Annotated in this window: 23 protein-coding genes; all 23 read left to right on the top strand. The window is 64.6% G+C overall.

Going from position 1 to position 11,697, the window contains the following annotated elements:
- The coding region (locus AQY21_RS09030) for an elongation factor Tu (protein ID WP_058097356.1) at positions 1–868 on the top strand (868 nt) is incomplete at its 5' end.
- Between the two features lie 337 nt (positions 869–1,205).
- Positions 1,206–1,565: a hypothetical protein gene (locus AQY21_RS09035; protein ID WP_152988175.1), complete on the top strand. Its 360-nt coding sequence runs from the start codon at positions 1,206–1,208 to the stop codon at positions 1,563–1,565.
- A gap of 22 nt (positions 1,566–1,587) precedes the next feature.
- Entirely contained in the window at positions 1,588–1,896 is a 309-nt protein-coding gene (gene rpsJ, locus AQY21_RS09040) for a 30S ribosomal protein S10 (RefSeq protein WP_010400227.1), read from the top strand.
- 10 nt (positions 1,897–1,906) lie between these two features.
- Entirely contained in the window at positions 1,907–2,644 is a 738-nt protein-coding gene (gene rplC / locus AQY21_RS09045) for a 50S ribosomal protein L3 (RefSeq protein WP_036747352.1), read from the top strand.
- Positions 2,644–3,264, top strand: coding sequence for a 50S ribosomal protein L4 (gene rplD / locus AQY21_RS09050; protein ID WP_058097358.1), 621 nt, complete (start codon positions 2,644–2,646; stop codon positions 3,262–3,264). Before rplC ends, rplD begins: the two co-directional genes overlap by 1 nt.
- On the top strand, positions 3,261–3,557 hold the full coding sequence (locus tag AQY21_RS09055; protein ID WP_058097359.1) for a 50S ribosomal protein L23: 297 nt from the start codon (positions 3,261–3,263) through the stop codon (positions 3,555–3,557). The genes rplD and AQY21_RS09055 overlap by 4 nt, the downstream gene beginning before the upstream one ends.
- Before the next feature lie 95 nt (positions 3,558–3,652).
- Positions 3,653–4,489, top strand: coding sequence for a 50S ribosomal protein L2 (gene rplB / locus AQY21_RS09060; RefSeq protein WP_058097360.1), 837 nt, complete (start codon positions 3,653–3,655; stop codon positions 4,487–4,489).
- Positions 4,490–4,492: 3 nt separating this feature from the next.
- The gene (gene rpsS, locus AQY21_RS09065) at positions 4,493–4,771 is read left to right on the top strand and encodes a 30S ribosomal protein S19 (protein WP_010400236.1); all 279 of its coding nucleotides are present in this window, start codon (positions 4,493–4,495) and stop codon (positions 4,769–4,771) included.
- 5 nt (positions 4,772–4,776) lie between these two features.
- Positions 4,777–5,157, top strand: coding sequence for a 50S ribosomal protein L22 (gene rplV, locus AQY21_RS09070; RefSeq protein ID WP_011747105.1), 381 nt, complete (start codon positions 4,777–4,779; stop codon positions 5,155–5,157).
- Positions 5,157–5,879, top strand: a complete 723-nt coding sequence (gene rpsC, locus AQY21_RS09075; protein WP_058097361.1) for a 30S ribosomal protein S3 — start codon at positions 5,157–5,159, stop codon at positions 5,877–5,879. The genes rplV and rpsC overlap by 1 nt, the downstream gene beginning before the upstream one ends.
- A 12-nt stretch (positions 5,880–5,891) precedes the next feature.
- Positions 5,892–6,305 carry a 50S ribosomal protein L16 gene (rplP, locus tag AQY21_RS09080; RefSeq protein ID WP_024844057.1) on the top strand — a complete coding sequence of 138 codons (414 nt, stop codon included), beginning with the start codon at positions 5,892–5,894 and terminating at the stop codon, positions 6,303–6,305.
- Positions 6,306–6,523: 218 nt separating this feature from the next.
- The gene (rpmC, locus tag AQY21_RS09085; RefSeq protein ID WP_058097362.1) at positions 6,524–6,730 is read left to right on the top strand and encodes a 50S ribosomal protein L29; all 207 of its coding nucleotides are present in this window, start codon (positions 6,524–6,526) and stop codon (positions 6,728–6,730) included.
- Between the two features lie 12 nt (positions 6,731–6,742).
- The gene (gene rpsQ / locus AQY21_RS09090; RefSeq protein WP_028713566.1) at positions 6,743–6,991 is read left to right on the top strand and encodes a 30S ribosomal protein S17; all 249 of its coding nucleotides are present in this window, start codon (positions 6,743–6,745) and stop codon (positions 6,989–6,991) included.
- A gap of 76 nt (positions 6,992–7,067) precedes the next feature.
- Entirely contained in the window at positions 7,068–7,436 is a 369-nt protein-coding gene (rplN, locus tag AQY21_RS09095; protein WP_010400243.1) for a 50S ribosomal protein L14, read from the top strand.
- Positions 7,436–7,741, top strand: a complete 306-nt coding sequence (gene rplX / locus AQY21_RS09100; protein ID WP_028713565.1) for a 50S ribosomal protein L24 — start codon at positions 7,436–7,438, stop codon at positions 7,739–7,741. Before rplN ends, rplX begins: the two co-directional genes overlap by 1 nt.
- A complete protein-coding gene (rplE, locus tag AQY21_RS09105; protein ID WP_036698471.1) occupies positions 7,741–8,301 on the top strand; it encodes a 50S ribosomal protein L5 in 561 nt (186 codons plus the stop codon). The genes rplX and rplE overlap by 1 nt, the downstream gene beginning before the upstream one ends.
- An 18-nt stretch (positions 8,302–8,319) precedes the next feature.
- Positions 8,320–8,625 (top strand): 30S ribosomal protein S14, encoded by a 306-nt coding sequence (gene rpsN / locus AQY21_RS09110; RefSeq protein ID WP_019351974.1) that lies wholly within the window; start codon positions 8,320–8,322, stop codon positions 8,623–8,625.
- Positions 8,626–8,634: 9 nt separating this feature from the next.
- Entirely contained in the window at positions 8,635–9,033 is a 399-nt protein-coding gene (rpsH, locus tag AQY21_RS09115) for a 30S ribosomal protein S8 (RefSeq protein WP_058097363.1), read from the top strand.
- 11 nt (positions 9,034–9,044) lie between these two features.
- On the top strand, positions 9,045–9,578 hold the full coding sequence (gene rplF / locus AQY21_RS09120) for a 50S ribosomal protein L6 (RefSeq protein WP_058097364.1): 534 nt from the start codon (positions 9,045–9,047) through the stop codon (positions 9,576–9,578).
- A gap of 11 nt (positions 9,579–9,589) precedes the next feature.
- Positions 9,590–9,949, top strand: coding sequence for a 50S ribosomal protein L18 (gene rplR / locus AQY21_RS09125; protein WP_058097365.1), 360 nt, complete (start codon positions 9,590–9,592; stop codon positions 9,947–9,949).
- 118 nt (positions 9,950–10,067) lie between these two features.
- Positions 10,068–10,634, top strand: coding sequence for a 30S ribosomal protein S5 (gene rpsE / locus AQY21_RS09130; RefSeq protein WP_058097366.1), 567 nt, complete (start codon positions 10,068–10,070; stop codon positions 10,632–10,634).
- Positions 10,635–10,646: 12 nt separating this feature from the next.
- A complete protein-coding gene (gene rpmD / locus AQY21_RS09135) occupies positions 10,647–10,835 on the top strand; it encodes a 50S ribosomal protein L30 (protein WP_028713559.1) in 189 nt (62 codons plus the stop codon).
- Positions 10,836–10,961: 126 nt separating this feature from the next.
- Positions 10,962–11,687 carry a hypothetical protein gene (locus AQY21_RS09140; protein WP_058097367.1) on the top strand — a complete coding sequence of 242 codons (726 nt, stop codon included), beginning with the start codon at positions 10,962–10,964 and terminating at the stop codon, positions 11,685–11,687.
- The last annotated feature ends 10 nt before the right edge of the window (positions 11,688–11,697 follow it).

Raw genomic sequence — 11,697 nt, forward strand, 5'->3', positions numbered from 1 at the left:
CGCCGACGGCCCGATGCCGCAGACCCGCGAGCACATCCTGCTGGGCCGCCAGGTCGGCATCCCCTACATGGTGGTCTACCTGAACAAGGTCGACCAGGTGGACGACCCGGAGCTTCTGGAACTGGTCGAGATGGAAGTGCGCGAGCTTCTGTCCTCCTACGACTATCCCGGCGACGACATCCCGATCATCAAGGGCTCGGCGCTGGCGGCGCTGGAAGGCCGCGACAAGGAGATCGGCGAGGATTCGATCCGGGCGCTGATCGCCGCGGTCGATGAATACATCCCGACGCCCGAGCGCGCGGTGGACCAGCCGTTCCTGATGCCGATCGAGGACGTGTTCTCGATCTCGGGCCGCGGCACCGTGGTGACCGGCCGGGTGGAGCGCGGCGCGGTGAACGTGGGCGACGAGCTCGAGATCGTCGGCATCCGCCCGACCAAGAAGACCACCTGCACCGGCGTCGAGATGTTCCGCAAGCTTCTGGACCGCGGCGAGGCCGGCGACAACATCGGCGCGCTGCTGCGCGGCGTGGAGCGCGACGGCGTGGAGCGCGGCCAGGTTCTGGCCAAGCCCGGCTCGGTGACGCCGCATACCGAGTTCGAGGCCGAGGCCTATATCCTGACCAAGGAAGAGGGTGGCCGGCACACGCCGTTCTTCGCGAACTACCGCCCGCAGTTCTACTTCCGCACCACGGACGTGACCGGGACGGTGAAGCTTCCCGAGGGCACCGAGATGGTGATGCCGGGCGACAACCTGAAGTTCACGGTCGAGCTGATCGCGCCGATCGCGATGGAGGAGAAGCTGCGCTTCGCCATCCGCGAGGGCGGCCGCACGGTGGGCGCCGGCGTGGTGTCGAAGATCCTGAAGTGATGCGGGTCCGGGCGGTGGCTTTCGGGCCCCTGTCCCCCGCCGGGAGCATCGGCTGATCCCGTTTGGGATATCGCGACAGGAAGGCCGCTCCGGACGGGGCGGCCTTTTTCTTTTGCGGGGCGCGGCCTTCCGGGGCTCTGCCCCGGACCCCGGGATATTGGAGCACGAAAGAAGCGGGGCAGGCCGCAGCCCGGATATCGGCGCGCAAAAGGCACCGGCCGGAGCGGTTTCGTGCCGGAACGGGGGCGATCCTTCGGCAGGAAAGAGGCGGCTCTTACCGGCCGGCTGATGCGTGCCTTCGGGTCCCTGGCAATGGGGCTGCGGCCGTGAGAAAGCATTGGACGGACTGTTCCTGCCGGGGGCGGATATGCCGGAATGCGGGATGGCGATGGTCGAGGATACGGCCGCGACCAAGGCATGGACCAAACGGGCGGCGGCAGGAACGGCAGCGGTCGCTATCCGGACCGTTCTTCAGGCTGATCGAGGTCGGGATGCTGCGCGGGAGGGCCGCGCCGGGCAAGGCGCATGGCGAGAGCCTCTTGACGAGCCGGGCTTGCTCGTGCATGTAGCCGCATCGCTGCCGATCTTTTCAGAATCGGTCGCCTTGTGCCGGGCCGCCATGTCATGGGGCGGCCTGCTCTTGTTTATACGGTTCGACGCTGGCGGTGCGTGGTGTGTCGTCAGCCTCTCAACTTGAACTCCCCGCAAGAGGGATGAGAATGCAAAGCCAGAATATCCGCATCCGGTTGAAGGCGTTCGATTACCGCGTCCTGGATGCCAGCACGCAGGAAATCGTGAACACCGCCAAGCGCACCGGCGCGCAGGTCCGCGGTCCGATTCCGCTGCCCAACAAGATCGAGAAATTCACCGTTCTGCGCGGTCCGCATATCGACAAGAAATCCCGCGACCAGTGGGAAATCCGCACGCACAAGCGTCTGCTGGACATCGTCGATCCGACCCCCCAGACCGTTGACGCCCTGATGAAGCTCGACCTCGCCGCCGGCGTGGATGTCGAGATCAAGGTTTAAGGAGGCCATCATGCTGCGGACTGGTGTTATCGCCAAGAAGCTGGGCATGACCCGGCTGTTCCTGGAAGACGGGCGTCAGGTGCCCGTCACCGTTCTGCACGTGGACAACGTGCAGGTCATCGCTCAGCGCACCGCCGAGAAAGACGGCTATGTGGCGCTGCAGCTCGGCGCGGGCGAGGCCAAGGCCAAGCGCACGACCGCCGCGCTGCGTGGCCATTTCGCCAAGGCGAATGTCGCGCCCAAGCGCAAGATCGCAGAATTCCGCGTCTCGCCCGAGAACCTGGTCGAAGTGGGCGAGGAGATCGTCGCCGACCATTACTTCGAAGGCCAGTATGTCGACATCGCCGGCACCTCGATCGGCAAGGGCTTTGCCGGCGCGATGAAGCGGCACAACTTCGGCGGCCTGCGCGCCTCGCACGGCGTGTCGATCAGCCACCGTTCGCACGGTTCGACCGGCCAGTGCCAGGACCCCGGCAAGGTGTTCAAGGGCAAGAAGATGGCCGGCCATCTCGGTGCCGTCCGCGTCACCACCCAGAACCTGCAGGTCGTCAAGACCGATGCCGAGCGTGGCCTGATCATGGTCAAGGGCTCGGTCCCGGGTTCGAAGGGCGGCTGGGTCACCATCAAGGACGCCGTGAAGAAGCCGCTGGCCGAAAACACCGTTTTCCCGGCCGCGACCCGTTCGAAAGCTGCCCAGGCCGAGGCTGCCGCCCCTGCCGAGGCCGCCGCGCCCGAAGGAGACAACTGATGAAACTCGACGTTATCACGCTCGATGCCGGCAAGGCCGGGGACATCGACCTGAGCGATGACATCTTCGGGCTCGAGCCGCGTGCGGACATCCTGCATCGCGTCGTGCGCTGGCAGCGCGCGAAGGCGCAGGCGGGCACCCATTCGGTGCTGGGCAAGTCGGATGTCAGCTACTCGACCAAGAAGATCTATCGCCAGAAGGGCACCGGCGGCGCCCGCCACGGTTCCCGCAAGGCGCCGATTTTCCGTCACGGCGGCGTCTACAAGGGCCCGACCCCGCGCAGCCACGCCTTCGACCTGCCCAAGAAGGTCCGTGCGCTTGGCCTGAAGCACGCGCTGTCGGCCAAGGCTGCCGCGGGTGAGCTGGTGGTGATCGACAGCCTGAACATCGCGGAAGCCAAGACCGCGGCCGTCGCCAAGGCGGTCAAGGAAAACGGCTGGAAGCGCGTCCTGGTGATCGACGGTGCCGAGGTGAACGAGAATTTCGCCCGCGCCGCCCGCAACCTCGAAGGCGTCGATGTGCTGCCCTCGATGGGTGCCAACGTCTATGACATCCTGCGTCGCGACACGCTCGTGCTGACGCGCGCCGGTGTCGAAGCTCTGGAGGCTCGCCTGAAATGAGCGTGAAACCCGAACATTACGACGTGATCGTCAAGCCGATCATCACCGAGAAGGCGACGCTGGTTTCCGACGCCAACGCCTATGTCTTCCAGGTGGCCAAGGATTCGACCAAGCCGGCGATCAAGCAGGCCGTCGAGGCCCTGTTCAACGTCAAGGTGAAGGCCGTCAACACGACCATCACCAAGGGCAAGACCAAGCGTTTCCGCGGCCGCCCCGGCGTCCGCTCGGACGTGAAGAAGGCCTATGTGACGCTCGAAGCTGGCAACAGCATCGACGTCTCGACCGGCCTCTGATAGAAGCCGACGAATCGACGGCCCCGGCAGCGGGGCCGTCGCCATTTGACTGAAACGGACCTAGCTTTGGTCCAAAGCAACGGAAGACAGAAAGCATGGCACTCAAGTCGTATAAGCCGACGACGCCTGGCCAGCGTGGGCTGGTTCTGATCGACCGTTCGGAGCTTTGGAAAGGGCGCCCGGTCAAGTCCCTCACGGAAGGGTTGACCAAGAACGGCGGCCGGAACAACACCGGACGGATCACGATGCGCCGCAAGGGCGGCGGGGCGAAGCGTCTCTATCGCATCGTCGATTTCAAGCGCACCAAGTTCGATGTTTCGGCGACCGTCGAGCGGATCGAATACGATCCCAACCGCACCGCCTTCATCGCGCTGATCAAATACGAAGACGGCGAGCAGGCCTATATCCTGGCCCCGCAGCGTCTGGCCGTTGGCGACAAGGTGATCGCCGGCGCCAAGGTCGACGTGAAGCCCGGCAACGCCATGCCCTTCAGCGGCATGCCGATCGGCACCATCGTCCACAATGTCGAGCTGAAGCCCGGCAAGGGCGGCCAGATCGCCCGCTCGGCGGGCACCTATGCCCAGTTCGTCGGCCGCGACGGCGGCTATGCCCAGATCCGCCTGTCCTCGGGCGAGCTGCGCATGGTGCGCCAGGAATGCATGGCCACCATCGGTGCGGTGTCGAACGCCGACCACTCGAACCAGAACCTCGGCAAGGCCGGCCGCAACCGTCACAAGGGCATCCGCCCGAGCGTGCGCGGTGTCGCCATGAACCCGATCGACCACCCGCATGGCGGTGGTGAGGGTCGGACCTCGGGCGGCCGTCACCCGGTCACCCCCTGGGGCAAAGGCACCAAGGGTACCAAGACCCGCTCGAACAAATCGACCGACAAGTACATCTTGCGGTCGCGTCACGCGAAGAAGGGGCGTTAATCCATGGCACGTTCTGTTTGGAAGGGCCCCTTTGTCGATGCCTATGTGCTTCGCAAGGCCGAGAAAGCCCGCGAGTCCGGCAAGTCGGATGTCATCAAGATCTGGTCGCGTCGTTCGACCATCCTGCCGCAATTCGTCGGCCTGACCTTTGGCGTCTATAACGGCCAGAAGCACATCCCGGTCTCGGTGACCGAGGAGATGATCGGCCAGAAGTTCGGTGAATATTCGCCGACGCGGACCTATTACGGTCACGCCGCCGACAAGAAAGCGAAAAGGAAGTAAGCGTCATGGGTAAGGAACAAAATCCGCGCCGCGTGGCGGAGAACGAGGCGTTTGCGAAAACCAAGATGCTTCGCACCTCGCCGCAGAAGCTGAACCTGGTGGCGGCGATGATCCGCGGCAAGAAGGTGGACAAGGCCCTGGCCGACCTGACCTTCTCGTCCAAGCGCATTGCAGGCGATGTCAAGAAATGCCTGCAATCGGCCATCGCCAATGCCGAGAACAACCATAACCTCGACGTGGACAATCTGATTGTCGCCGAGGCCTGGGTCGGCAAGAATCTGGTCATGAAGCGTGGCCGTCCGCGCGCCCGTGGTCGTTACGGCAAGATCATGAAGCCGTTTTCGGAAATCACCATCAAGGTGCGTCAGGTCGAGGAGCGCGCGTAATGGGTCAGAAGGTAAACCCCATCGGGATGCGTCTCCAGGTCAACCGCACCTGGGACAGCCGCTGGTATGCGGATGACAAGGATTACGGCAATCTGCTGCTGGAAGACCTGAAGATCCGCGACTTCATCCGCAAGGAAGCCAAGCAGGCCGGCGTCAGCCGCGTCGTGATCGAGCGTCCGCACAAGAAATGCCGCGTGACGATCTATGCCGCGCGCCCGGGTGTCATCATCGGCAAGAAAGGCGCCGATATCGAGACCCTGCGCAAGAAGCTGGCGAACTTCACCGGCTCGGAGCTGCACCTCAACATCGTCGAGGTCCGCAAGCCCGAACTGGACGCCCAGCTGGTGGCCGAGTCGATCGCCCAGCAGCTCGAGCGCCGGGTGTCGTTCCGTCGCGCCATGAAGCGCGCGGTGCAGAACGCCATGCGCATGGGCGCCCTGGGCATCCGGGTGAACGTGTCGGGCCGCCTGGGCGGCGCCGAGATCGCCCGCACCGAATGGTACCGCGAGGGCCGCGTGCCGCTGCACACGCTGCGCGCCGACATCGACTATGCGCTGTCGGAGGCCTCGACCCCCTACGGGATCATCGGCGTGAAGGTCTGGATCTTCAAGGGCGAGATCATGGAGCACGACCCGCAGGCCCGCGACCGCCGCGCCACCGAAGCGCAGGACGGCCCGTCGCCCCGCGGCCCGCGCCGTGATCGCGACCGCGACGCGCGCTAAGGAGAAGAAGCAATGCTGCAACCGAAACGGACCAAGTTCCGCAAACAGCACAAGGGCCGCATCCACGGCGAAGCCAAGGGCGGGTTCAACCTGAACTTCGGCTCCTACGCGCTGAAGGCCATCGAGCCCGAGCGCGTCACCGCGCGCCAGATCGAGGCGGCCCGCCGCGCGATCACCCGCCACATGAAGCGTCAGGGCCGGGTCTGGATCCGGATTTTCCCGGACGTTCCGGTTTCCTCGAAGCCGACCGAAGTGCGGATGGGTAAGGGCAAGGGTTCGGTCGATTACTGGGCCGCCCGCGTCCATCCCGGCCGGATCATGTTCGAGATCGACGGCGTGAACGACGCCATCGCCCGCGAAGCCCTGCGCCTGGGCGCGCAGAAGCTGCCGGTGCTGACCCGTATCGTCGCGCGCGAAGACTGGTAAGTCCCGAGGCGGGCACGCATCGGCGCCCCGTCAACCGGGCTGAGAAAGATGGGCCCCGCCGGAGATCGGCGGGGCACTTCATTTGCAGCTGCTCCCGCAAAGAGGGTTGCCAAAAACCGGCGATGCCTGTATGGGCAAGCCTTCATCATGAAACTCCACCGGAATCAGGGTGGCCCTGCATGCAGGGGCTCTCCGGTGATGTTGAAAGGAAAAGGCGCATGAAAGCGCAGGAACTGAAAGACAAGACGCCTGACCAGCTGAAGGAACAGCTGCTCGCGCTGAAGAAGGAAGCGTTCAACCTGCGCTTCCAGCAGGCCACCGGCCAGCTCGAATCGACCGCCCGCATGCGCGCCGTCCGCCGCGACGTCGCCCGCGTGAAAACCATTCTGAACCAGAAAGCGGCGGCAGCCGCGGCGTCGAACTAAGGAGCCCGGTCCATGCCCAAACGCATCCTGCAAGGCAAGGTCGTCAGCGACAAGAACGAACAGACCGTCACCGTCCTGGTCGAGCGTCGCTTCAAGCATCCGCTGCTGCACAAGACCGTGCGGTCGTCCAAGAAATACCGCGCGCATGACGCGCAGAACCAGTTCAAGGTCGGTGACACCGTTCGCATCGTCGAATGCGCGCCGATCTCGAAGACCAAGCGCTGGACCGTGCTGACCGAAGCCACCGAGGCTTCGGCCTGAGGCCCAGTTTAATCGATACCCTGGGGCCGGCCCATGATCATGGTCGTGCCGGTCCCCAAAGGTCGGGAGTAACCAAATGATCCAGATGCAGACCAATCTGGATGTCGCTGACAACTCCGGCGCGCGCCGGGTGCAGTGCATCAAGGTCCTGGGTGGTTCGCACCGTCGCTATGCGTCGGTGGGCGACATCATCGTCGTCTCCGTCAAGGAGGCCATTCCGCGCGGCCGCGTGAAGAAGGGCGACGTCCGCAAGGCCGTCGTCGTGCGCACCGCGAAAGAAGTGAAGCGCGAGGACGGCACCTCGATCCGCTTCGACCGCAACGCCGCTGTCATCCTGAACAACCAGGGCGAGCCGGTCGGCACCCGTATCTTCGGTCCGGTCGTGCGCGAGCTGCGCGCCAAGAACTTCATGAAGATCATCTCGCTCGCGCCGGAGGTGCTGTAATGGCTGCCAAGCTGAAAAAGGGCGACAAGGTCGTCGTGCTGACCGGCAAGGACAAGGGCAAGCAGGGCGAGATCGCCGCGGTGTTCCCGAAAGAGAACAAGGCGGTCGTTGACGGCGTCAACATCGCGATCCGTCACCAGCGCCAGACCCAGAACACCCAGGGCGGCCGCGTGGCGAAAGCCATGCCGATCGACCTGTCGAACCTGGCGCTGCTGGACAAGAACGGCAAAGCGACCCGCGTCGGCTTCCGCGTGGAAGACGGCAAGAAGGTCCGCTTCGCCAAGACCACGGGAGACGTGATCTGATGCTGGACCAAGCCAATTACACCCCGCGCCTCAAGTCGCTCTACAAGGACCAGATCCGCGCCACGCTCAAGGAAGAGTTCGGCTACAAGAACGACATGCAGATCCCGCGCCTGGACAAGATCGTCCTGAACATGGGCATCGGCGAGGCCGTCAAAGATACCAAGAAGGTCAAGCAGGGCGCCGAGGAGCTGTCGCTCATCGCCGGCCAGAAAGCCGTCATCACCAAGGCCAAGAAGTCGATCGCCGGCTTCCGCGTCCGTGAAGAGATGCCGCTGGGCTGCAAGGTGACGCTGCGCGGCGACCGGATGTACGAATTCCTGGACCGCCTGATCAACATCGCACTGCCCCGCGTCCGCGACTTCCGCGGCGTCAAGGGCTCGGCTTTCGACGGCCGCGGCAACTATGCCATGGGCCTGAAGGAGCACATCGTTTTCCCGGAAATCAACTTCGACAAGGTCGACGAAGTTCTGGGGATGGACATCATCATCTGCACCACCGCGAAGACCGACGCGGAAGCGAAATCTCTGCTGAAGGCATTCAACATGCCTTTCAACAGCTGATCGCGGAGGGAAGAAGATATGGCTAAGAAATCCATGGTCGAGCGCGAGAAGAAGCGCGAGCGTCTGGTTCAGAAATACGCCGCCAAGCGCGCCGCGCTGAACGAGATCGTCCACGATCAGTCCCTGCCGATGGAAGAGCGCTTCAAAGCCAGCCTGAAACTGGCTGAACTGCCGCGCAACTCCTCGGCCACGCGTCTGCACAACCGGTGCCAGCTCACCGGCCGTCCGCATGCGTATTACCGTAAACTGAAACTGTCGCGGATCATGCTGCGCGAGCTCGGCTCGTTCGGCCAGATCCCCGGCATGGTCAAATCGAGCTGGTAAGGGGGCAATATGTCGATGAACGATCCGCTCGGCGATATGCTGACCCGCATCCGCAACGCTCAGATGCGCGGCAAGTCGACCGTCCGCACCCCGGGCTCCAAGCTGCGCGCTTGGGTTCTGGACGTGCTGAAAGCCGAGGGCTACATCCGCGGCTACGAAGAAGTGACCACCGAGGCCGGTCACAAGGAACTGGAAATCAGCCTGAAGTATTTCGAAGGCACTCCGGTCATCCGTGAACTGGCCCGCGTGTCCAAGCCCGGCCGCCGCGTCTATGCCGGCGCCAAGGAAATCCCGATGGTCCGCAACGGCCTCGGCGTCTCCATCGTCTCGACGCCCAAGGGCGTCATGTCTGATGCAGCGGCTCGCAGCGCCAATGTCGGCGGCGAAGTCCTCTGCACCGTGTTCTAAGGAGGGCAGAGATGTCTCGGATTGGTAAGAAACCGGTCGCCCTCCCCAAGGGCGTGACCGCGGAGATCAAGGGCCAGACCATCGAGGTCAAGGGCCCGAAAGGCAGCCGCAGCTTCACCGCGACCGACGACGTGACGCTGGCCGTCGAGGAGGGCGCCGTCAAGGTGACCCCGCGCGGCCTGTCGAAACGGGCCCGCCAGCAGTGGGGCATGACCCGCTCGATGGTCGAGAACCTGACCGTCGGCGTCAGCGAAGGCTTCAAGAAAGAGCTGGAAATCCAGGGCGTCGGCTATCGCGCCCAGATGCAGGGCAAGACCCTGAAGCTCTCGCTGGGCTATTCGCATGACGTGAACTTCGAAACGCCGGAAGGCGTGACCATCTCGGCTCCGAAACAGACCGAGATCGTGGTGGAAGGCATCGACCAGCAGCTGGTCGGCCAGGTCGCCGCGAACATCCGCGAGTGGCGCCGCCCCGAGCCCTACAAGGGCAAGGGCATCCGCTACAAGGGTGAGGTCGTCTTCCGCAAGGAAGGCAAGAAGAAGTAAGGGGCGCGAAAATGGCACTGAACAAGAGAGAGCTGTTCCAGAAGCGCCGCCTGCGCGTGCGGAACAAGTTGCGGAAGATCTCGGACGGCCGTCCGCGGCTTTCCGTCCACCGTTCTTCCAAGAACATCAGCGTCCAGGTGATCGACGACGTGAAGGGGGTCACCCTGGCCGCTGCCTCGTCGCTCGAGAAGGACCTGGGCGTCGTCGGCAAGAACAACCTGGAAGCCGCGGCCAAGATCGGCGCTGCCATTGCGGAGCGCGCGAAGAAGGCCGGCGTCGAGGAAGTGATCTTCGACCGCGGCGGCTTCCTGTTCCACGGCAAGATCAAGGCCTTGGCCGATGCCGCCCGCGAAGGCGGTCTGAAGTTCTGACGATTGCGGGTGGCGGCTGCGCCACCCCGATGATCCGGGGGCCGCTGGCTTTGCCTGCGGCCCACCAGGATCGGCTTTAACGGCGCGGGACGCGCGCCAGCGTATGAGGAAATGCCTTATGGCAGAACGTGAACACCGTCGGGGCCGCCGCGAAGAGCGCGAGGAAACCCCGGAATTCGCAGACCGTCTGGTAGCGATCAACCGCGTGTCGAAAACCGTCAAGGGCGGCAAGCGCTTCGGCTTTGCCGCTCTGGTGGTGGTCGGCGACCAGCGTGGCCGCGTCGGCTTCGGCAAGGGCAAGGCCAAGGAAGTGCCCGAGGCGATCCGCAAGGCGACCGAGCAGGCCAAGCGCAGCCTGATCCGCGTGCCGCTGCGCGACGGCCGCACCCTGCACCATGACATCGAGGGCCGTCACGGCGCCGGCAAGGTCATCATGCGCACCGCCGTTCCGGGCACCGGCATCATCGCCGGCGGTCCGATGCGTGCCGTGTTCGAGATGCTGGGCGTCCAGGACGTCGTGGCCAAGTCGCAGGGGTCGCAGAACCCCTACAACATGATCCGCGCCACCATCGACGGCCTCAAGAAGGAAGCCTCGCCCCGCAACGTCGCACAGCGCCGTGGCAAGAAGGTGGCCGAGATCCTGCCGTCCAGCGACAAGCCGGCCGAAGCCGCCGTCGAAGCGTAAGGAGACAGGCATATGGCTAAAACCATCGTCGTGAAGCAGATCGGCTCGCCGATCCGCCGTCCGGCCATCCAGCGCGAGACGCTGAAGGGCCTGGGCCTGAACAAGATGCACCGCACCCGCGAGCTGGAAGACACCCCGGCCGTGCGCGGCATGGTCGCGAAGATCCCGCATCTGGTCACTATCATCGAAGAGCGCGGCTGATTTCAGCCCCTCGCGACCTTCAGGAACGCGCCCCGGAGAGATCCGGGGCGTTTTCCTTTGCCGGTTAACCATTCGCTAATCCTTTCCGGCTAGCCTGCCGCAAACCGGGCGGGGGGCGGAGGGCATATGCGCGGCATTCTTTGCGGTCTGGTGGCGCTGTTTCTGCTGTCCTCGGCCTCGCTGGCCGGGCCATGGGCGCGCGATCCCGGCGGGTTCTTCGCTGCGCTCTCAGCCGAGCAGGACCGCGAGGACAACCGCTATGCCAGCCTCTACACGGAATACGGGCTGGGGCCGCGCAATACGCTGGGGCTCGAACTGGGCGATACCCGGGGCGAGCGCACCGTCCTGCTGTGGTGGCAGCGGGCGCTTGGCCGGGGCGGGGGGCCGAACCATTGGGCGGTGTCGCTGGGCCTGGGCGCCATCTGGCGCGACGGGCGCCATCATCCGCTGGGGCAGATCGGCACGGGCTGGGGCAGGGGCTTCGACAGCATTCCCGTGCTGCGCCTTCTATCCGGTGGCGGCTGGCTGGCCGTCGAGACCCGCTCGAAGCTCGCCGCGATCACCCGGGAATTCCCGGGTGAGCCGAATGTCATATGGGAGGATCCGACTTACCTGACCCCCGAAACCGCCCACAAGCTGGATCTGACGCTGGGCTGGCACGCAACCGACGCGCTGATGCTGATCAACCAGTTCCGCTTCGAGCAGCGCGACGACACCGGCTTTTCCGGAAAATTGGCGGTCTCGGCCGTGCGCGGGTTGTGGGGGCCGGCCAAGCTGGAACTGGGCGTGATCGTGCCGCTGTCGGGGCCGGGGGAAGCGACGGTGAAGCTGGGAACCTGGTTCGAATTTTGACCTGTCGTGG

The organism is Paracoccus sp. MKU1, from assembly GCF_001447385.1.
Taxonomy (GTDB): Bacteria; Pseudomonadota; Alphaproteobacteria; order Rhodobacterales; family Rhodobacteraceae; genus Paracoccus.